This is a genomic window from Kitasatospora sp. RG8 (genome assembly GCF_017813315.1).
In the GTDB taxonomy this organism is placed as follows: Bacteria; Actinomycetota; Actinomycetes; order Streptomycetales; family Streptomycetaceae; genus Kitasatospora.
Window position 1 is genome coordinate 647901 of the sequence record NZ_JAGIYX010000001.1, and the last position, 19383, is coordinate 667283.

Genomic DNA, 19383 nt, shown 5'->3' on the forward strand with positions numbered 1-19383 from the left:
GGATCAACGGCCCTGGAGGGACCTGACGTTGTCGCCGAAGGTCCAGCCCTTCGAGCCGTCCCAGTTGGCCGACCACGTCATGAGCCCCTTCAGTGCACCACCGAAGGCGTTCCACGACTGGCCGACCAGGCTCGGCGCCATGTAGCCGCCGCCCGCACCGGGCTGGGCCGGCAGACCGGGCACCTGCTTGTCGTACGGCACCTTGATCGTGGTGCCCTGGATGGTGAGGCCGTTGTTCAGGCAGGTGGTCTGCGCGGTGAAGCCCTGGACGGTACCGGCCTGGTAGGAGTCACCGGAGCAGCCGTACATGCTGCCGTTGTAGTACTGCATGTTCAGCCACCACAGGCGGCCGTTGTCGACGTACTTCTTGATGATCGGCAGGTAGGCGCCCCAGATCGACCCGTAGGTGACGCTTCCGCCGGTGACGTAGGCGGTCTCGGGGGCCATGGTGAGGCCGAAGCCGGCCGGCATCTGGGCGAGGACGCCGTCGATGATGCGGATCAGGTTGGACTGGGAGGCCGACAGCGTGTTGATGTTGCCGCTCCCGGACAGGCCGGTCTCGATGTCGATGTCGATGCCGTCGAAGTTGTACTTCTTGAGGATCGGGACGACGGTCGCCACGAACTTGTCGGCGACGGTGCTGGAGCTCAGGTCGATGCCCGCGGCGGCGCCGCCGATCGACATCAGGAGCGTCGCCCCGGCCGCCTTGGCCTGGCACATCTCGGCGGGCGTCGAGACCTTGACGCCGGCGTCCATGCCGTCCTGCCACAGGACGGTGCCGTCCGAGAGGATCACCGGGAAGGCGGCGTTGATGACGTTGTAGCCGTGCGCGGCGATCCGGCTGTCCGTGATGGGGACCCAGCCCATGCCGGGGTGGACGCCGTTCGCGGCGCCGTCCCAGTTCTCCCAGTACCCCTGCAGGACCTTGCCCGACGGCCTGGGCTTCGTGGGGCAGGTGTCCCCCGGCGGCGCCGTGGTCGGCGGGGCGGTGGTCGTGGGCGGCGCCGTGGTCGGCGGGGCGGTGGTCGTGGGCGGCGTCGTGGTCGGCGGGGCGGTGGTGGGCGTGGTGGCGGTCGGCGTGGGGGTGCCGCCGCCGGGGCCCGTGAGCGACACGTCGTCCGCGTAGTACGCGGGCTGCCCGTACCAGCCGTGCAGGTAGACCGTCACCGAGGTGGTGCTCGCCCCGGTGGTGAAACCGACGCTGAGCTGGCCGTACGACGGGCTGCTCGGCGTCCAGGTGGACGGGGCACTGGTGATGCCGGAGCCGGTGGCGCCCAGGTAGACGTAGCTGCCCTGGACGTAGGCGCTCAGCGTGTACTGGGAGTTGGGCTGCACGCTGATGGTCTGGGCGCACTGGGCGTTGTCCAGGCCGGTCGGCGTGGCCCTGAGCGCGGACGTGCCGGAGTGGACCGGGCTGCTCACCGCCGCACCGGAGCCGCCGGAGCAGGTCCAGTCGGAGAGTCCGTTCTCGAACCCGGGGTTGGCCACCAGGTTGGTGGTGGCGGCCCCGGCCGTGACGCTGCCGGCCACGGCGATGCCGGCACCGATGACGGCGGCGGCGCTCACCCCGGCGAGGGAGCGCTTCAGGACGGTCGGTCCGCTCTTGGCGCGGCTGGTCCGGTTCACCTGCGGCGCGCGCTCCACGGTCGCCCGGTGCGGGAGGGCGGCCCGGGGCGGCTCGCTCCCGGTCAGGTCGCCTTCGAGGCGGCCGGGATCCGGACAGGGGCGGTGGTGGCCCGACAGGCGCGGAGTGCGCGATCTCCGACGGAACATGCTGTGCTCCCTTCCCGCCGAGCGCCATGGACATGACCGGCGTGGGCGTGGCGCCCGGCTCTGGGTGAGGTGGGGGACATGTGGGGCTGTGCCGGACCGGATCGTAGGAGGGGCGGCAGGGCCCGTCAATAGGTCTGGACCAATTGCGGGAGTACGGCTCATTCCGGCAAGGACGGTCCGCGCAAGTTCCGCGTACGGGAAGGCCGCTGACTCCTCACCACCGGCGCGCCTCCCTGGCCCCGGACTCCGTGGCCCGACCCCTTCGTGGCGCGGGGCCGGGACGACGAGGGGTCGCCCCGGCCTTCGCATCGGACGGGCGGCCTTCGCCCCCGCCTCGCGTCAGACGGCCGGCTTCCGGACGGGGGCCGACCCGGTGGTGAGAAGTGCCGTGATCTCGTCGGCGAGGTGCGGGCCGAGCTCGCCCCAGCCGTCCTTGTAGCCGTAGACGCCGGCCAGGGTGCGGGCCTCGTAGTCGCCGTTCATGATCTCGATGTCGTCGGGCGTGATGAGCGAGGGGTGGGCGACGCCGACGGCCGCCGAGACCTTCATCAACTCCTTGCGCAGGGTGCGCAGGTACGCAGCCGCCCGGTCGGCCTTCGAGGCCGGGTCGATGCCGCGGGCCAGCCACGGGTTCTGGGTCGCGATGCCGGTGGGGCACTTGTCGGTGTGGCACTTCTGCGCCTGGATGCAGCCGATCGACAGCATCGCCTCACGGGCCACGTTGATCATGTCGACCCCCAGGGCGAAGGCGACCGCGGCGTTCTCGGGCAGGCCGAGCTTGCCGGAGCCGATGAAGGTCAGGTCGTCGGTCAGTCCCAGCTCGGCGAAGGTGCCGTAGACCCGGGAGAAGCCCATCCGGAACGGCAGCGACACCGAGTCGGCGAACATCCGCGGCGCCGCCCCGGTGCCGCCCTCGCCGCCGTCGACCGTCACGAAGTCGACCCCGCGGTCACCCCTCGCCATCAGCGCGGCCAGCTCCTGCCAGAAGCCCGTCTCCCCCACCGCGCTCTTGACCCCGACCGGCAGGCCGGTCTCGGTGGCGATCAGCTCGACGAAGTCGAGCATCGAGTCGACGTCGCCGAACGCGGTGTGCCGCGACGGGGAGGCACAGTCCTCGCCGACCGGGATGCCGCGGATCCCGGCGATCTCCGGGGTCACCTTCGCGCCCGGCAGCATCCCGCCCAAGCCCGGCTTGGCGCCCTGGGAGAGCTTGATCTCTATCGCCTTGACCGGAGCGCCGGCGACCACGTCCTTGAGCTTGTCGAGGTTGAACGTGCCGTCCTCGTTGCGGCAGCCGAAGTACGCCGTACCGAGCTGGAGGACGAGGTCGCCACCGTTGCGGTGGTACGGCGAGAGGCCGCCCTCGCCCGTGTTGTGCATCGTGCCCGCCAGCGCCGCACCCTTGTTGAGCGCCGTGATGGCCGCCCCGGAGAGCGACCCGAAGCTCATCGCCGAGATGTTCACCACGCTCGCCGGCCGGAACGCCTTGGCGCGCCCGCGCGGCCCGCCCAGCACCTTGGCCGACGGCAGTGGGGCCTGCGGGTCGTGCGCGTCGGGCAGGTTGCCGGCGAACGTGCGCTGCTTCAGGTAGGCGTGGCCCTGTACGTGCTCGACGTCGACCTCGGTCCCGAACCCGAAGTAGTTGTTCTCCTCCTTCGCCGACGCGTAGATCCACGTGCGCTGGTCACGGCTGAACGGGCGCTCCTCCTCGTTGGAGGTCACGATGTACTGCCGCAGCTCCGGCCCGATCGTCTCCAACAGGTACCGGGCGTGCCCGACCACCGGGAAGTTCCTGAGCAGCGCGTGCCGCTTCTGGACGAGGTCACGGGCTGCCAGGAGCGCCACCGCTGTTGCGGCGGCCGCGCCGATCTTCCGGGCTTGCATGGACGTTCCTCCTCGATGCACGACCCCGTCACCGTGCGGTGAAGTCGTCGTGCCGTGTGGGGTGTTGGACGGCGGGCACACGGCCGAGCGAGCGGCGACGTCCGTCGAAGAATGCCAAACGATGTTAAGAGGCCACGCGAACGGGTGTGCGGCCAGGGTCCGGTCCGGAGCCGGCTTCGCGACGGCGGGTGACGATGGGGCGCCCGGCCGGTGCGCGGCGACGAGGCCCCCGGCGGTCGGCGGGTGGTCACCGTCGTGACGGCCGCCGACGGCACCAGGGGTCGGCCAGGCGCCGTCGGTGAGGGCGACCCGGCCCGCCAGGTCGTACAGGTAGAGCAGGTTGAGCTCCGGGAAGGGGTGCCTGTCCGAGATCCGGGCGTATCCCGGATTGCCCATGCCGCGGCTGCCCGGGACGCGGGCACCGTGGGCCCCGCCTTTCTCTTCCGGGAAGTCTCCGCGCGGAACGGTGAAACCCGCGAGGCCACCTCAGCCGTTGACCCGGCCGGAGCCGGGCGGCCACCGCAGCCACCGTCCCCAGGGGACAACCGCATGACGCACCACCAGGCCGGCATCCCCACTCGGGGCGCTGGTGGCGAACCGAAGCAGGAACGGTTCGCCGTCTCGGCCGCAGGGCGGCCACGGGAGCGCCTCCGGCGGGCCGCTCAGAGCCGGACGGTGAACCAGATGGTCTTGCCGCTGCCGCTGGGGCGGACCCCCCAGCCGTCGGCCAGGGCGTCGACGATGATCAGCCCCCGGCCGGACTCCTCCTCGCTGGTGGCGAGGCGGGGGTGGGGTAGCTGGGAGCTGCGGTCGCCGATCTCGACGGTGAGCTCGGTGCTGGTGCGGCGCAGCAGCAGGTCGATAGGCCCCCGGCCGTGCTGGACGGAGTTGGTGAGGATCTCGGACAGCAACAGGCAGGCGTCGTCGGTTCGCTCGGCGCAGCCCCAGGCGGTGAGCGTCTTGGTGAGGAAGGCGCGGGCCTCGCCGACGGAGGAGGGAACGGTGGGCAGGTCGGTGGTGGCGGTGGCCAGCGGGGCGGCGGGAAGCTGCAGCAGAAGGAGAGTGACGTCGTCGTTGTGGCCGTCGCTGTCGGGCAGCACGGCGGAGAGGACGTGGTCGGCGACGGCCTCCAACCCGCCGTCGGCGGTGAAGGCGCGGTCGACGGTCGCGGCCAACTCGGTGATCTGGGCCTCGATGTCGCCGCCGGGGACCTCGACCAGGCCGTCGGTGTAGAGCAGCAGGGTGGCGCCGGGCGGTACGGCCAGACAGGCCTGCTGGTGGGGAATGCCGCCGACGCCGAGCGGGGCGCTCACCGGGGCCGGCAGCGCCCGGATGGTCTCGCCGGGGACGGCGAGGAGGACGGGCAGGTGCCCGGCTGAGCAGATCGTGACCTCGCCGGCGTCCGGGGCGATGACGAGGTAGCAGCAGGTGACCAGCTGGTCGGGCAGCTCAAGATCGGTGACGGCCGCGTCCAGGGCCTGCATCAGCCGGCGGGGTTCCATGCCGGTCTTGGCCAGTGCGTGGGCGGCGGAGCGCAGCTGCCCCATGACGGCGGCCGCCTCCAGCCCGCGGCCCATGACGTCTCCGATCAGGACGCCGACGCGGCCGGCGCCCAGGGGGATGAGGTCGAACCAGTCGCCGCCGACCCCGGCGCCCTGGGTGGCGGGCAGGTAGCGGCTGGCGGTGGCCAGTCCCGGGATGGCGGGCGGGGTGCCCATCAGGCTGCGCTGCAGGGTGAGGGCGATGTGCCGTTGCTGTTCGTACAGGGCGGTGAGTTCCGCCTCCGCTCGTTTTCGGTCGCTGATGTCGCGGACGATGGCGCAGGCACCGGTCACCGTGCCGTCGGCGGTCCGGGTGGGCCACAGCGTCACGTCCACGTCGATCAGCCGGCCGGTGCGGGTGACCCGCAAAGTCTCGAAGTGCTCGACCTTCTCGCCGTCTCCCAGTCGCTTCAGCAGCGCCGTGATCTCCTCCCGGTGCTCGGGCGGGGCCAGCATGGCCACATGGCGGCCGAGCGCCTCGGCGGCCGTGTAGCCGTAGAGCGAGTGGGCGGCGGCGTTCCAGTAGGTGATGCGGCCGTCGAGGGTCTTGGCGAGGATGGCGTCCTGGGAGGACTCGACCAGCGCGGCGAGCTCGTTGATGCGGGCTTCGGCGGCCTTGCGGTCGCTGACGTCGCGCACGGCGGCGGAGAAGAGCAGACCGTCCGCGGTCTCCAGCGGGCTGAGACTGATCTCGACCGGGAACTCCGTGCCGTCCTTGCGCAAGCCGTGCAGTTCCAGCCCCGCCCCCATCGGACGCACCTGCCGGTTCGCCGCATACTCGTCGCGGTGCCGGTGATGCTGACCCCGGAACCGCATCGGCACCAGCAACTCCACCGGACGCCCCAGCAGTTCCTCACGCGGATACCCGAACAACGCCTCCGTCTGCGCGTTGACCAGCGTGATCACCCCCGCATCGTCCGCGATCACCATCGCGTCCGGCGCCGCCTCCAACAACGCCCGGAAGCGGGCTTCGGCGGCCTTGCGGTCGCTGACGTCGCGCACGGCGGCGGAGAAGAGCAGACCGTCCGCGGTCTCCAGCGGGCTGAGACTGATCTCGACCGGGAACTCCGTGCCGTCCTTGCGCAAGCCGTGCAGTTCCAGCCCCGCCCCCATCGGACGCACCTGCCGGTTCGCCGCATACTCGTCGCGGTGCCGGTGATGCTGACCCCGGAACCGCATCGGCACCAGCAACTCCACTGGACGCCCCAGCAGTTCCTCACGCGGATACCCGAACAACGCCTCCGTCTGCGCGTTGACCAGCGTAATCGCCCCCGCATCGTCCGCGATCACCATCGCGTCCGGCGCCGCCTCCAACAACGCCCGGAAGCGTTCCTCCATCGTCCCCGCGCCCGCCGTGACACCCCGGCAGCCCGTCCCCTGGCCGGCAGTCGTGTCCTTGCCCGGTCTCCGGCCCACCTCGTCGCCCACGCCCGCTCCCTTGCCTTGCCGTACCGGTGGTGGTGCTCCACCCCAGCGCATCAGGGCTCCGGGCACCTACCTATGTCCGCAATTGGCCGCTGACATTTGAATGCTCCTAAAAGAAGATCAAAAATGACCATATGCCTCGGGGCTTGGACCCACTCATCGTCGAGCGGGCCGCCCGGTCGGTGGCAGCCCGACGGGAGCGCGGGCTGAGGGCCGTCGCAGCACGCCGAGCGGGCCGGGCGCGACGAAGGCCGGGGCCGGGCCGCTTCGGCCACGCTCGACACCCGCCTCGACCGGGACGACGCCGCGGCGAGCCCCTTAACGCTCGACTCACCGGTCCGAGGAGGCCGACGGTTCAGCGGTGTTCGGGCACTCGTCCGGTCCTACGGGCCGGGGACCGGAGCAGTGGCCACTGCTCCGGTCCCCGGCCCGCACCGGTCGGATCAGTACGCGCTGTCGTACGTGTAGAACTTGGTGTGGTCCAGCAGGTCAGCCGGGGTGACGTCGTTCCACGGCTTCATGGTGTCGTTGAGGGCGACCACGTTCCTGGTGCGGCGGACCGGCTGGTAGCCCTGGCCCGCGTGGCGGCTCTGCCAGCCGGCCCAGAGGCGGTCGATCATGCAGTGGTGCATCCAGAACACCGGGTCGTTGGGCGACATTCCGGTGCTCATGGTGCCGCCGACCCAGACGTGCACCCGGTTGTGCACGTTGACGCCCACCCAGCCCTCCAGGTTGTTGCGGAAGCCCGCGCTGGAGCTGTTGAACGGCGCGGCATCGTACGTGGCGATCCCCAGCACGGCGTCCACGTCGGCCTTGGTCGGCAGGTCCTCGCCGCTCTGGCCCAGCCGGCGGATCAGGTAGTTGCGGGTGTCGGGCCTGACGGTGAGCGTCCAGTTGCCGGAGCTCTGCGCGAACGGGCCGGTGGTCACGCGGCCGTCGCTGCCGGCACCGCCTCCGCCGAGAAGGTCCGGGCCCCAGAGCGAGGAGTCCGGGCTGCGGTCGGTGGTCCAGTCCCAGTACGGCAGCGTGACGGTGGCGTCGATCGCCTGCAGTGCCCGCTCGAAGCGCAGCAGGAAGCTGCGGTGCCAGGGCAGGAAGGACGGCGAGCGGTGACCGGTGCGCTCGGTGGTGTCGGTGTCGCTCATGATGAAGTCGTTGTGCGTGCTGACGAACGCGTCGTAGGCACCGCGGCGCTTGAGTTCCAGGACCGCGTTGACGAAAGCGCGCTTCTCCGCGGCCGTCAGGGTCGCCTGGTTCTTGCGGACTGCCATGGTTCTTCCTTTGAGGGTGGTCTGTGCGGAGGCCGGAGTGCGGTCCGAAATCAGGCGGCGAGCGGGGCCAGGTCGGCGCCGTCCAGGGAGTTGACGGCAGCCCGGACCAACGCGCGCGGCGTGGTGAAGGTCTGGTAGTGGTTGATGACGCTGATCCAGGTGCCGTCCGCATTGCGCATCATGTGCAGTTCGCGGCCGTCGATCAGCACCATGTAGCCGCTCATCGCGTGATGGCCGTCGCCGGACATCGGCATGCCCTGGATGCGGCGGCCGCGGAAGACCTCGTCGAAGCTTTCGCCGCCCTCCGTGTCGGCGCCGCTGGCGGGTGTCACGGTGGGGCCGGTGAGGCCCAGGACGACCGTGCCCGCGGCGACGGCCGTCGCGGCAACGGCGCCTTGCAGCATCCGCCGGCGGGTGATTTCGGTGGTGGTGTCTTCGGACATGGCAGTGCCCCCCAGATGGAAAACGTGAAGAACTCTCAGTGCCCCCGTAGCACGCGGACCGGTCGGCAGATTCGGCGGCGATCGGCCCGCTCGAAATCATTCCTACCAGTCGTGAGCGAACAGTCCGGATGCGTGATCGACTTGAGGGCCAAAAGTGATCATTTCAAGCCGGTCACGTGAAGGATGTTGCATCTTCCACAGAAGCCAGAGCTTCGGTTCGCAGCGAATCCTGCGCGCGAAAACCGGAGATCCTTCACCCGGGCGGCCACCACGCCGCAAGGCCTGCGGCCCTGACGCACCCTTTGTGACGGTCGTTACACGAACAGGTTGACGCGATGTCACCAGGTGATCACGCGCTGCCCCGCCCCGCCGACACGACCTCGATGGCGAGGCGATCCGGCGGTGGGTACGGACGCTTCTCGATGGCGTCCAGGTACTGACGCAGAGTCCGTCCGTCGACGGGGACCGAGTTGATGCCCCGGATGACCTCGCCGGCGCACAGGCCTGCCGGCCCCAGCCGTGGCGGCACGTGCCCGGGCTCCCCGATCGGGCGGCAGCGAATGAGCCGTCGGCACGGACAGCCGCCGACCCGGCCGTAGTGGGCGTACTGGCCTTCGGAGTTGGGGATCGACGGGCAGGCGTGGAGCCGCTCGACCACCTTCTTCACGCCCCGCCTGACCAGCGGCTCCATGACTGACACACCCCAGGAGTCCCGCTGCCCGCCGTGTTCACCCCGCACGCCACCCCAGGAGCTCCCCGGCCTTCGGGAACGAGGTGTCGTCGATCACCCACTCCTCCGGCGCGAGGGCGGAGGTCATCTCCCGGACGATCCGCCGCAGCACCGGCGCGTGGTCCCGCGGCGACTGGCCGACGAACTGCCGCAGGGCCCGCATGTTCCCGTCCGGCAGCCGTCCGGCGATCGGCTGGATCGACGTGCGCCACCCATCCGGCATCAGTCCTTGCAGGTGGCAATCCCCCTGCCGGCAGCGGTCCTTGCGCGCCCGGGACGCGAACACCTCGGCCGCGAACGCGCCGAGGTGTTCGCGCGGCTTCTCCACCTCACCAGGATCCACCGGCCGCAGCGTGCACCGCCGCGGCAACCGAGATCAAATCAACCTGACGAAGTACTACCGGCCGAGCGCCCGCGTGAACCGCTCGCGACACACTCGAACCAGCCACGCGGTACAACTACCCATCGAACAAATCGAGTTGTCAGGCATCTGTCGCCCGCCGCCAGCAGCCTTCCCGGTCGGTGCCGCCGCCATCCGGCATCGCCGGCAACGGTGACCCGAACGACGGCGTCCGTCAGTACGAAGCGCTGGTGGCGCACCGACCGAGGTCGGTGTTGCACACGACGACGTACGAAGTGATTCCGGAGTCCTGGAGCTGGAGGGTGTAGTGCCTGTCGCCCCGGACGTTGCTGTAGGCGCTGGACCAGCGGCCGTTCGACTGCTGGAGGTTGACCGTGCAGTAGTTGCCCGTAGTGGAGATCACGTAGCCCTGCACCCAGTCGTGCCCGTTGTAGTACTGAACGTTCATGCCGCCGGCACAGCCGGGGACGTTGGCGGGGTAGGTGGCGTCGGCCGACGCCACCCCAGTGCTGAGACCCAGGCTGCCTGCGGCGACGGCAGTCACGGCGGCGAGGCGGACGGCAGTGCGCAACCCAATCATCGTTTCCCCCTGTGGAGTTGGCGGCTGATTCCTGCGACCTATGCTGCCATCGAACCCCCCTGAAGGCACGTCTCCCGCACGAACCCACACACGCCTGGGACGACCTGCCGCGCGCGGCGTGGCGGCAGCCGTGGCCGGAGCCCCTCGGCTGAACCAGACCCCGGCTCAGCGGTGTTCGGGGTTCTCGAAGTCGAAGCGGCAGCCGGCGTCCCACTCGGAGCGCTGGTTGCCGTGGGCGGGGATGCCGCCGGCGTCCTTGAGCATGCGGGACAGGTGGAGCAGGTTCCACGTCATGAAGGTGGCGTTGCGGTTGGTGAAGTCGTTCTCCGGGCCGCCGGAACCGGGGTCCAGGTAGGACGGGCCGGGGCCCGCCTCACCCACCCAGCCGGCGTCGGCCTGCGGCGGGATCGTGTAGCCCAGGTGCTGGAGGCTGTAGAGCACGTTCATCGCGCAGTGCTTGGCACCGTCCTCGTTCCCGGTGATCAGACAGCCGCCGACGCGACCGTAGTAGGCGTACTGGCCCTCGGAGTTGAGGATCGACGAGCAGGCGTAGAGCCGCTCGATCACCTTCTTCATCACGGAGGAGTTGTCCCCGAGCCAGATCGGGCCGGCGAGGACGAGGATGTCGGCGGCCATCACCTGGCTGTAGAGGACCGGCCAGTCGTCCGTCTCCCAGCCGTGCTCGGTCATGTCCGGCCAGACGCCGGTGGCGATGTCGTGGTCGACCGCGCGGAGCACGTCGACCTGGACGCCCTGGCGCTGCATGATGCCGGTGCTGACGTCGATCAGGCCCTGGGTGTGGCTGCGTTCGGGTGAGCGCTTGAGCGTGCAGTTGATCACCAGGGCGCGCAGGTCGTCGTGGCGGCGGGGCGGGGCGGGCTGCGGAGCGGACATCGGCGGGGCCTTTCGACGGGCCTTGCGAACCTCGCGACGGGCCGTGCGACGGGTCACGTCGCCGGCCCGGCGGCGGGTCTCGTGGCGGAGCGGTCGCCCACCAGTCCAACCGGACCGCCCCGCCGCCGCCTGCCGGGTGGGCCGACCGCCTTACGGGGCCGACCCGCCCGGTGGGCGCACCCGGTGGACGCGCCGGGCGGCCGGAGTCCGCCGGGCCGGACCGTCAGGCGCCGTCCGGCTGGTCGAGCGGGGGCAGGACCGGGGTCACGAACAGCCGACCCGCCAGAGCGGCCCCCGCGGTGACGGTGGCGAGGGTGGCGTCGTAGAGCGGACGCAGGTTGCGCTGGTGCCAGAGGGTCTGGGTGGCGGCCCAGGCGGCGTCGCGGGCGCGGGCGATGGAGAAGCTGGCAACGATGTGCTTCAGCGGTTCGGCGGCCTCGGTGGCGGCCCGGATGACCTGCGCCTCGAAGGAGGCCCGGACCTCCGCCTCGACCTGGGCCAGCAGCTCGTTCACCTTGAGGTAGTCGGCGTGCACGGGCGGCGTCTCCGGCGTGGTGCGGCGTTCGATGCAGGTCGACACCACGGCGAGCGGGAGGTCGTGGTTGATGTGCGCGTTCATCCCGGCGAAGGCGAACTGGACCGGCCAGACCACCCGGTCGTCCCTCGCGTCGAACAGCGGCTGCCAGGACGCGTTCACCGGGCTTCCGGCCTCGGCCGCGTCCACGGCGTCGAAGTAGAGGTTGGCGAAGACCACGTCCAGGCGCTCGATGAACGCCTGGTCCTGGAAGAAGCCGGCCCGGAGGCGTTCGCCCACCAGCTCGGTGACCCGCAGGTACATCCGGTTGAAGCAGGCGACGCCGTCCCGCGGGTCCTGCCGGGCCCTGATCGCCCGCATCCGCTCGACGACCTCCTCGACGCTCTGTGCGCTCCTGGTCCGCGACTGGGTCATGGTGTCCCCTTCCGAGGCGTTGGGTGGTGCCGTTCGGTCCGACTGCCACCCATACACACCGCCCGCCACCGCCACGCCCGCCGCCGTCCCGGACACACCGGCCCCGTTCACCCGAACCGCCCCTCGCGGCCGTCGGCCGGGAGGGGCGGCAGGGGCGACCGGTCCCGGGCCTACTCCACGGGCCAGCCGTCCACCGTGGTGATGCTGCGGTGGTAGGGCCCGTCCGGCCCGGTGCTGCGGTAGTCCTCCACCGAGCCGCCGGTGCGCACGGTGCTGTCCCCGTCGTGCCGGTGGGCGGTCGGGCGCAGGGTGTGGTCGACGGTGGACCGCCCGGTGGTCCGGCCGCCGACGGCACCGGTGTCCTCGCGGTGGTAGCCGAGTTCCATGGCCGTCCGCTGGTCGCTGTTGCCGGCCGCGTCCCGGGTGACCTTGTAGCTGACGTCCAGCGGTTCGCCCTCGTGGACGGTGGTGGTGCGGTGCGGGCCGGCGCCCCAGGTGGCGGTGGTCCGGGTCAGGTCGGCGTGGTTGTGCAGGGTGAGGTCGTTGCCGCCGTCGCGCAGCTGCTGGGCGGAGCCGAAGACGAGGTCGTCGCGGACCTCGGTGGTGACGCGCCCGTGCGAGGTCTGCACCCAGCCGCGCGCCAGGTCGTGCCGGTTCGCCGTCACGTTCCAGTCCCCGCTGCCGCCGCCGTGGTCCGTGAGGACCGTCCCGACCGCCGCCTCCGGTGCCACCCGGTACTCGGTGAGCTGCCCGGTGGTGCGGGCGGCGCCGCGGTCGACCTCGGCGAACAGGTTGACCTGCCCGCTCCAGAGGTCGTTGGCCTGGGCCTCGGCCGCGTTGACGGCGATGCCGACGGAGTGCGGGCGGCCGTCCAGCAGCAGGCCGACGTACGGGGTGAGGTCGACCCGGTACGCGGGCAGGTCGAAGGCGAAGACCCCGGGCGTGGGCCGCCAGAGCAGCGGGTCCCACCCCCCGGTGTAGATCACCGGGTAGGGCCAGACCGCGCCGGCCGTCCGTCCGTCGATGCTGAGCCGCAGCTCACGGAACGGGCCCTTCCCGCACACCCCGGACCCCGGGTTGGCGCGGGCGAACTCGTCCGGCGCCGACGCGTACGCGAACTCCTCGCAGGCGCCCCCGCCCCGCGCGTACACCTCGGCGGTCAGCCGCTCCAGGTTCTGCGGGAAGGTGAGCTCGCGGCCGGCCGTCGGCGCGGCCTGGGTGAGCCCGAACGCCCCGGTGGTCAGCACCCGGTCGGCGGTGCGGGCCGCGGGCCACCGCGCGGAGGTGGTGTAGAAGGTGAGGCTCGCCGAGATCCGGAACACCCCGGTGTAGGTGGCGTCGGTGACGTTGGCCAGGTCGAAGGAGAACGGCTGCGCCCCGCCCGCGAACAGCGGCGCGTACCGGGTGACGTCCCGCTCGACCGCCCACTCGATGCCGTCCTTGGAGGGCTCGGGCGTCGACGAGAGCAGCACCTGCACTCCGCCGACCCGCACGCTGAACAGCCGGTCGAACTGCCGGCCCGCCACCTGTCCGTGCAGGTCCATCACCACCGCCGACCACGGCCCCGCGCACTCCGCCGGCGGCGCCACGGTGGCGCTGTACGGCGTGTCCGGCGGATTCCCGTACCCGTCCCGGAACGGCTGGTCGTGCATCACCTCGACCGTGCACGAGCGCGTGTCCGGCCTGGTGAGCGGCCTGACCGCGCTGAGCGGGTCGTGGTAGTCGCTGCCGAAGTCGGCGTGCGCGGGCCCGGCGGCGGCCAGCGCCCCGGTGAGGGCGAGCAGGACCGCCCCCAACAGGCGGCCTGCTCGGCGAAACAGCGGACGAACAGCCATCGGTGTCCCTCTCCTCGGCCCGGACGGACGACCCCGGCATCCTCCCGACAGTGGCATGCCACCGTCAATACTCGTGCCCGCCGGACTCCTGGCTCCGGGCCCCGGACTCCGGCTCCGGCTCCGGCTCCGGCTCCGGACTCCGACTCCGGCTCCGGTATGGCGTTTCGGCAACGAATGCAACCTTCCGCATCCACGGTGCGTGCACGCTCTGGTAGGGATGTGGCGGTTGCGGGCGCGGGTCGGCGTCGCGCGGCACGCGGGAGGGGAAGCACGTGGGCACGACATCGAGGGTGGCCGTCATCGCCGCCGAACAACTGGCCGTCGACCGGGCGTACGCCTGCTACGAGGCGAAACTGGCCGAACTCGCGGACGGGGCCGCGGCCGGTGCGGCGGCCAGCGGCAAGGACGGCATCGTCGCCCGGGCCGAGGCCCGGGCGCGGGCGGACGTCTTCCGCCTCGACGACGAGAACCTCGTCACGATGCGCGTGGACGCCCAACCGGACGGAGCGGCCGAACCGGAGGTCTTCTACCTCGGGCGGCGGACGGTCCACGACCCCGAGACCAGCGACACCGTGGTCATCTCCTGGACCAACGCGCTCGCCACCGCCTGGCGCCTGGCCACGCCCGACGCCCCCGGTGAGGTGCGACTGCGGCGCCGTCTGGACTGCGACGGACGGACGGTCACGGACTACCGCGACGACATCGTGCCGTCGGCCGCCACCGGGGCGGAAGCCGGCGTTCCGTCCCCCGGGGACGCGGACCGTACCGCGCGTACCGCCCGGCCCGTCGTGGACGACCTCCTCCTCAGGGACCTCGACCGCTCCCGGCGCACCCGCATGCGCGACATCGTCGAAACCATCCAGCCCGATCAGATGGCCCTGGTGGCCGGCCCGTCCACCGATGTCCTGGTCGTCCAGGGCGGCCCCGGGACCGGGAAGTCCGCCGTCGGACTGCACCGGGTCACCTGGCTCGTCGACAACAGGCGCTTCCGGGCCGAGGACATCCTGGTCGTCGGACCGCACCGGCGGTTCCTCGAATACGTCGGCAGGGTCCTCCCGACCCTGGGCACGCGCAACGTCACCGCGGTCGAGCTCCCCCTGCTCTGGCCCGGCAGCGTACGGGCCCAGGACGACGCGTCCGTCCGCCGGGTCAAGTCCGACGAGCGCATGGCGGAGGTGCTGCGCCGGAGGGTGGAGGGCAACTGCCGGCGGACCGCCGTCGAGGCCGCCGTGGCCCCTGCCGAGGACGGCCGGGAGGAGCCCGTGCTCACCGTCGTCCTGGGCAGCGCGCCGCTGCGGGTGCCGGCTTCCGAGGTCCTCCGCGCCTTCGACGACGCCCGCGACGGCACGGGGCACTACCGGGCACGCCGCGACCGCTTCCGCAACCTGCTGGTGGACCGCCTGCTGGCCGCGTTGCAGCAGGGGTTCCCCCAGCGGGCCCTCGACCAGGCCGTCCGGCGGGACGTCGAGCGCCACCGCCAGGTGTCCGCACTCGTCGAACGGGCCTGGCCGCCGCTCAGCCCCGAGGAGGCGCTGCGAAGCCTGCTGAACACGCCCGCCAGGCTGGCCGAGTGCGCCTCCGGGGTGCTCGACGCGCAGGAGCAGGCGCTGTTGCGGCGCCCGGCGGCCGAGCGCGCCGAGGACGAGCCCTGGACGCTCGACGACCTGGTGTGCCTGGAGGAACTGCGCTCCCTCATCTCGGGCGAGACGCCGCAGCGCTACCCCCACATCGTGGTGGACGAGGCCCAGGACCTCACCCCCATGCAGGCCAGATCACTGCGGCGGCGGAACCCGAAGGGGTCGATGACCGTCCTCGGCGACCTCGCCCAGGCCACCGGCCCGCACGGCTACGCGGACTGGGAGCGGATCGCCCGGATCCTGGCGGGCGAGGGCGGCTGGCACCTCGAACAGCTCACCACCAGCTACCGGGTGCCGGCCCGGATCATGGAGTTCGTCGCCCCCCTGGCCCGCGAGGTGGCCCCGTCCGTTCCGTTCCCCGTCGCCGTCAAGGAGGCCGACGGGGAGGCCGTACGCATCGTGGAGACCACTCCCTGGCAGCTGCTGGCCGAGGCGGTCGGGCACGCGGCACGGCTCGCCGGCTCCGACGGCCGTACCCAGCGCTCGATCGCCCTGGTCGTCCCCGAGGACTCGGACTGGCTCGCGCAGGTCCAGCTGCTGGTCGACTCCGCGGAGGAGATGACCGACGAGGTGCGGGAGGCGGTGACCGTCCTGACCGCCGGCGAGGCGAAGGGCATGGAGTTCGACCACGTCCTGGTCCTGGAGCCGGCCACGATCACCGCCCGCGGCCCCGAGGGAGCGCGCCAGCTGTACGTGGCGCTGACCCGGAGCACCCAGACGCTGACGGTCCTGCACGCCTCACCGCTGCCGGCGGTCATGCTGCCCGCCGCCGACGGGACGCCCCCCGCCGACGCCGACGCCGACCGGCGCCCCGGCCCCGGCACCGTGGATGCCGTGCGTTCCCTGGCCGTCGACGAGATCGAGGTGGGCACCGAAGCGGGCACCGTGTTCGCCGGTCTCACGCCCGAGCAGCCGGGTCCGGCGAGTCCGGGGTTCCCCGCCCGGCTCCGGCGCTCCCTCGCAGCGGACCTGGCCAAGGGCCACGTCGAGATCTCGCCCCGCGGCGCACTGCTGGTCCGCGGCATCTCGCTCACCTGGACGCTCTCGCCGGACGGCCGGTCGGTCGTGTCCGTCCGTCGGCACACCCCCCTGGACGCGGAGATCCACGCCACCCTCGGCCTGCCCGAGGCGGACGAGCTCGAACCGGGTACGGGGCTGAGGGTCCGCGCCCTCGCCCACGGCGACCGGTTCCATTGGCGGGTCACCCCCGTGGCGACGGACCGGCAGCGGCGCTACGTCCTGGAGCTCCGGCAGGACGACCCGAGGCCCGAGCCCGGACAGGAGCTGGACGTCCGGGTCGTCCGGCGGCACTCCGACGTCTACGTCGTGGCGGCGGACGCCGCCCCGGGAACGCTGAGCGACGAGGAACCGGCGGCACTCGGCGGGCCGTCACCGGCCGCCCTGCTCACGGCCGAGCTCAGGGCCCTGGCCGACCGGGACCGGACGTGCCTCAAACACGAGGCTGTCCGTCATCAGCTCAAGAGTTCGCTCCTCTTCGCTGGCCACCGGCCGGACGACTCGCCGATCGCCGACGTCATCCGGCCCGGCGCCCGGGGGCCGGTCGTCTACGAGGTCCTTCCGGCCGGCCGGACCTCGTACCACGCCGTTCGGGCCGGCGCCGTCCGCCTGCGGGAGATCGCCCAGGTCCTGCCCGACGCACCCGGGCGGCTCTGCGTGGTCCTGCCCGAGGCGCCGGACGAGCCGTGGATCCCCGAACTCGTCCAGCGCGTCCTGGACGTCGCCGTCATGTGGCACTCCCCCACCGGATGGCAGGGCCCGGGCGGCTCCGAGCCGATGGGCGCCGCCGACGATGCCTGAACCCCGCGGGGCGCGGTCCGCGGGCGGGCCCGTCCGAACGCGCCGGTAACGAAGGGTGGGGCGGCAACCGGAGAGAACCGGTTGCCGCCCCACCCTTCGTGCGGGTCCCACGGTCAGATCCTGACGGGCCCGACGGACGTGACGGACCTGACGGACCTGACGGACCTGACGGATCAGACCGCCGGGGCCGGGTACGTCGGGTACTCGACGCCGGAGACGTGCTGGACGACCCGGATGACCTGGCAGGAGTAGCCGAACTCGTTGTCGTACCACAGGTAGAGGATGGCGTTGTCGCCCTCGACCTTGGTCGCGCCGGCGTCGACGATCGAGGCGTGCCGCGAGCCGATGAAGTCGCTGGACACCGCGTCGGGGGCGGTGGTGAAGTCGATCTGGCGCCGCAGCGGCGAGGTCAGCGAGACGTCACGGAGGTACTCGAGGACCTCCTCGCGGTCGGCCTCCTGCGAGAGCTGCAGGTTGAGGATCGCGATCGAGACGTCCGGGACGGGCACGCGGATCGAGCTGCCGGTGATCTTCGCCTTCAGCTCGGGCAGGGCCTTGGCGACGGCCGAGGCGGCACCGGTCTCGGTGATGACCATGTTCAGCGGTGCCGAACGGCCACGACGGTCCGACTTGTGGTAGTTGTCCAGCAGGTTCTGGTCGTTCGTGAACGAGTGGACGGTCTCCACGTGACCACGCAGCACGCCGTACTTGTCGTCCATCGCCTTCAGCGGCGGAACGATCGCGTTGGTGGTGCAGGAGGCGCAGGACAGGATCTGCTCGTCCGGCTTGATCGTGTCGTGGTTGACGCCGTGCACGATGTTCGGGACGTCGCCCTTGCCCGGCGCGGTCAGCACGACCTTCTCGATGCCCGGCCGCAGGTGCTTCGCGAGGCCCTCGCGGTCACGCCACTTGCCGGTGTTGTCGATGAGGATGGCGTCCTTGATGCCGTACGCCGTGTAGTCGACCTCGGAGGGGTCGTTGGCGTAGATCACCTTGATCGCGTTGCCGTTGGCGATGATCGTGCTGTTCGCCTCGTCAACGGTGATCGTGCCCTGGAACTGACCGTGGATGGAGTCGCGACGCAGCAGCGAGGCACGCTTCACGATGTCCTGGTCGCCGCCCTGGCGGACGACGATGGCGCGCAGGCGCAGGCCACCGGACTTCTCGATCAGCAGCCGGGCCACCAGGCGGCCGATGCGGCCGAACCCGTAGAGCACGACGTCGCGCGAGTCACGGCGCTCGATCTTGTTGTCACCGGTCGCACCGGCCACCGCCTGCGCGGTGAACTCCTCCACCGACAGGCCGTGGTCGTCGGCCCGGTAGGTCTCGGCGAGCATGCCGATGTCGATCTGCGAAGGACCGAGGTCGAGCGTGGTGAGCGCCTGCAGGAACGGCAGGGTCTCGGTGACCGAGAGCTCCTCGCCGGCGATCTGGCGGGCGAACCGGTGGGTCTTGAGGATGCTCACCACCGACTTGTTCACCAGGGAGCGGCTGTGCAACAGGACAGTGACGTCCCGCTCCCGATGCAGTCGGCCGATGACCGGGATCATCGACTCCGCGATCTCCTCGCGGTTCTTCCAGTCCGTGAACACGTCGTCGTTGACAGTCACAAGTCCATCTTTCGAGCTAGGAGGGTAATCCCATCCTAGCTTTCGGCCGCGTTGATCCTTCACGCGGACCCCCTCCGACGAGGGGCTTCCCCCACCCGACGGCCCTTTTCGGCCCGGAACCGCCCCTCGTCGAGCCCGGAAAACGGGCCTGCGAGGCCGACCTACGGGCCGGGAACGTGAACTTCACCACCCTCGGCCCTCGACGGGTCCCGATGCGGGCCGGGCCGGCCGCGGTCCCCGGAGACGCAACGCTCCGGGAAATGCAAAGAACCCCCGATCCGTGATGGATCGGGGGTTCTTTGTGAATGATTGTTCGGCGGCGTCCTACTCTCCCACAGGGTCCCCCCTGCAGTACCATCGGCGCTGTGAGGCTTAGCTTCCGGGTTCGGAATGTAACCGGGCGTTTCCCTCACGCTATGACCACCGAAACACTATGAAACTGTCGGCCGCACCATGACAGGCCATGTCATGGGGTCGTTGTTTCAGAACAACACAGTGGACGCGAGCAACTGAGGACAAGCCCTCGGCCTATTAGTACCGGTCAACTCCACCCCTCACAGGGCTTCCATATCCGGCCTATCAACCCAGTCGTCTACTGGGAGCCTTACCCTCTCAAGGAGGTGGGAGTGCTC

At 71.3% G+C, this 19383-nt stretch carries 13 protein-coding genes, 2 rRNA genes and 1 pseudogene; 1 reads left to right on the forward strand and 15 read right to left on the reverse strand.

Going from position 1 to position 19383, the window contains the following annotated elements; genetic code table 11:
* Positions 1–3 precede the first annotated feature (3 nt).
* The 12 genes and pseudogenes from J5Y04_RS43125 to J5Y04_RS02840 form a co-directional block, all read right to left on the reverse strand.
* Positions 4–1113, reverse strand: a complete 1110-nt coding sequence (locus J5Y04_RS43125; RefSeq protein WP_374105940.1) for a chitinase — start codon at positions 1111–1113, stop codon at positions 4–6.
* A gap of 42 nt (positions 1114–1155) precedes the next feature.
* A pseudogene (locus J5Y04_RS43130) lies at positions 1156–2082 on the reverse strand (carbohydrate binding domain-containing protein); the annotation flags it as partial.
* A 30-nt stretch (positions 2083–2112) separates the two neighbouring features.
* Positions 2113–3657, reverse strand: a complete 1545-nt coding sequence (locus tag J5Y04_RS02795; RefSeq protein WP_209409879.1) for an FMN-binding glutamate synthase family protein — start codon at positions 3655–3657, stop codon at positions 2113–2115.
* A gap of 662 nt (positions 3658–4319) precedes the next feature.
* Complete coding sequence (locus J5Y04_RS02800; protein ID WP_209410087.1) at positions 4320–6536, reverse strand: PAS domain S-box protein; 2217 nt, start codon at positions 6534–6536, stop codon at positions 4320–4322.
* 530 nt (positions 6537–7066) lie between these two features.
* A complete protein-coding gene (locus tag J5Y04_RS02805; RefSeq protein ID WP_209409882.1) occupies positions 7067–7894 on the reverse strand; it encodes a tyrosinase family protein in 828 nt (275 codons plus the stop codon).
* 50 nt (positions 7895–7944) lie between these two features.
* On the reverse strand, positions 7945–8337 hold the full coding sequence (locus J5Y04_RS02810; RefSeq protein ID WP_245203994.1) for a tyrosinase cofactor: 393 nt from the start codon (positions 8335–8337) through the stop codon (positions 7945–7947).
* Positions 8338–8686: 349 nt separating this feature from the next.
* The gene (locus J5Y04_RS43875; RefSeq protein ID WP_374105939.1) at positions 8687–9028 is read right to left on the reverse strand and encodes a hypothetical protein; all 342 of its coding nucleotides are present in this window, start codon (positions 9026–9028) and stop codon (positions 8687–8689) included.
* Positions 9029–9065: 37 nt separating this feature from the next.
* Complete coding sequence (locus J5Y04_RS42785) at positions 9066–9410, reverse strand: transposase (RefSeq protein WP_209409884.1); 345 nt, start codon at positions 9408–9410, stop codon at positions 9066–9068.
* A 232-nt stretch (positions 9411–9642) separates the two neighbouring features.
* The gene (locus J5Y04_RS02825) at positions 9643–9999 is read right to left on the reverse strand and encodes a hypothetical protein (RefSeq protein ID WP_209409886.1); all 357 of its coding nucleotides are present in this window, start codon (positions 9997–9999) and stop codon (positions 9643–9645) included.
* 174 nt (positions 10000–10173) lie between these two features.
* Positions 10174–10902, reverse strand: a complete 729-nt coding sequence (locus tag J5Y04_RS02830; protein WP_209409888.1) for a flavodoxin family protein — start codon at positions 10900–10902, stop codon at positions 10174–10176.
* A gap of 223 nt (positions 10903–11125) precedes the next feature.
* Entirely contained in the window at positions 11126–11851 is a 726-nt protein-coding gene (locus tag J5Y04_RS02835) for a DUF5995 family protein (protein ID WP_209409890.1), read from the reverse strand.
* A 170-nt stretch (positions 11852–12021) separates the two neighbouring features.
* Positions 12022–13686, reverse strand: a complete 1665-nt coding sequence (locus J5Y04_RS02840) for a peptide-N4-asparagine amidase (protein ID WP_209409893.1) — start codon at positions 13684–13686, stop codon at positions 12022–12024.
* A 272-nt stretch (positions 13687–13958) separates the two neighbouring features.
* Between J5Y04_RS02840 and J5Y04_RS41300 the strand changes: the two genes are divergently transcribed.
* Positions 13959–17141: an AAA family ATPase gene (locus J5Y04_RS41300; RefSeq protein WP_307852892.1), complete on the forward strand. Its 3183-nt coding sequence runs from the start codon at positions 13959–13961 to the stop codon at positions 17139–17141.
* A 173-nt stretch (positions 17142–17314) separates the two neighbouring features.
* Here the strand turns inward: J5Y04_RS41300 and J5Y04_RS02850 are convergent, their stop codons facing one another.
* The 3 genes from J5Y04_RS02850 to J5Y04_RS02860 all read right to left on the reverse strand — a co-directional run.
* On the reverse strand, positions 17315–18751 hold the full coding sequence (locus J5Y04_RS02850; RefSeq protein WP_209409895.1) for a glyceraldehyde-3-phosphate dehydrogenase: 1437 nt from the start codon (positions 18749–18751) through the stop codon (positions 17315–17317).
* Positions 18752–19062: 311 nt separating this feature from the next.
* A 5S ribosomal RNA gene (rrf, locus tag J5Y04_RS02855) occupies positions 19063–19179 on the reverse strand.
* Between the two features lie 83 nt (positions 19180–19262).
* Positions 19263–19383 (reverse strand): 23S ribosomal RNA (locus J5Y04_RS02860); the annotation flags it as partial.

What these genes read in the sequence shown, in the direction of transcription:
- J5Y04_RS43875 (WP_374105939.1), bottom strand. Translation starts at nt 9,028, where the DNA reads ATGGAGCCGCTGGTCAGGCGGGGCGTGAAGAAGGTGGTCGAGCGGCTC.
- J5Y04_RS02810 (WP_245203994.1), bottom strand. Translation starts at nt 8,337, where the DNA reads ATGTCCGAAGACACCACCACCGAAATCACCCGCCGGCGGATGCTGCAA.
- J5Y04_RS02805 (WP_209409882.1), bottom strand. Translation starts at nt 7,894, where the DNA reads ATGGCAGTCCGCAAGAACCAGGCGACCCTGACGGCCGCGGAGAAGCGC.
- J5Y04_RS02830 (WP_209409888.1), bottom strand. Translation starts at nt 10,902, where the DNA reads ATGTCCGCTCCGCAGCCCGCCCCGCCCCGCCGCCACGACGACCTGCGC.
- J5Y04_RS02800 (WP_209410087.1), bottom strand. Translation starts at nt 6,536, where the DNA reads ATGGAGGAACGCTTCCGGGCGTTGTTGGAGGCGGCGCCGGACGCGATG.
- J5Y04_RS02835 (WP_209409890.1), bottom strand. Translation starts at nt 11,851, where the DNA reads ATGACCCAGTCGCGGACCAGGAGCGCACAGAGCGTCGAGGAGGTCGTC.
- J5Y04_RS02795 (WP_209409879.1), bottom strand. Translation starts at nt 3,657, where the DNA reads ATGCAAGCCCGGAAGATCGGCGCGGCCGCCGCAACAGCGGTGGCGCTC.
- J5Y04_RS02840 (WP_209409893.1), bottom strand. Translation starts at nt 13,686, where the DNA reads ATGGCTGTTCGTCCGCTGTTTCGCCGAGCAGGCCGCCTGTTGGGGGCG.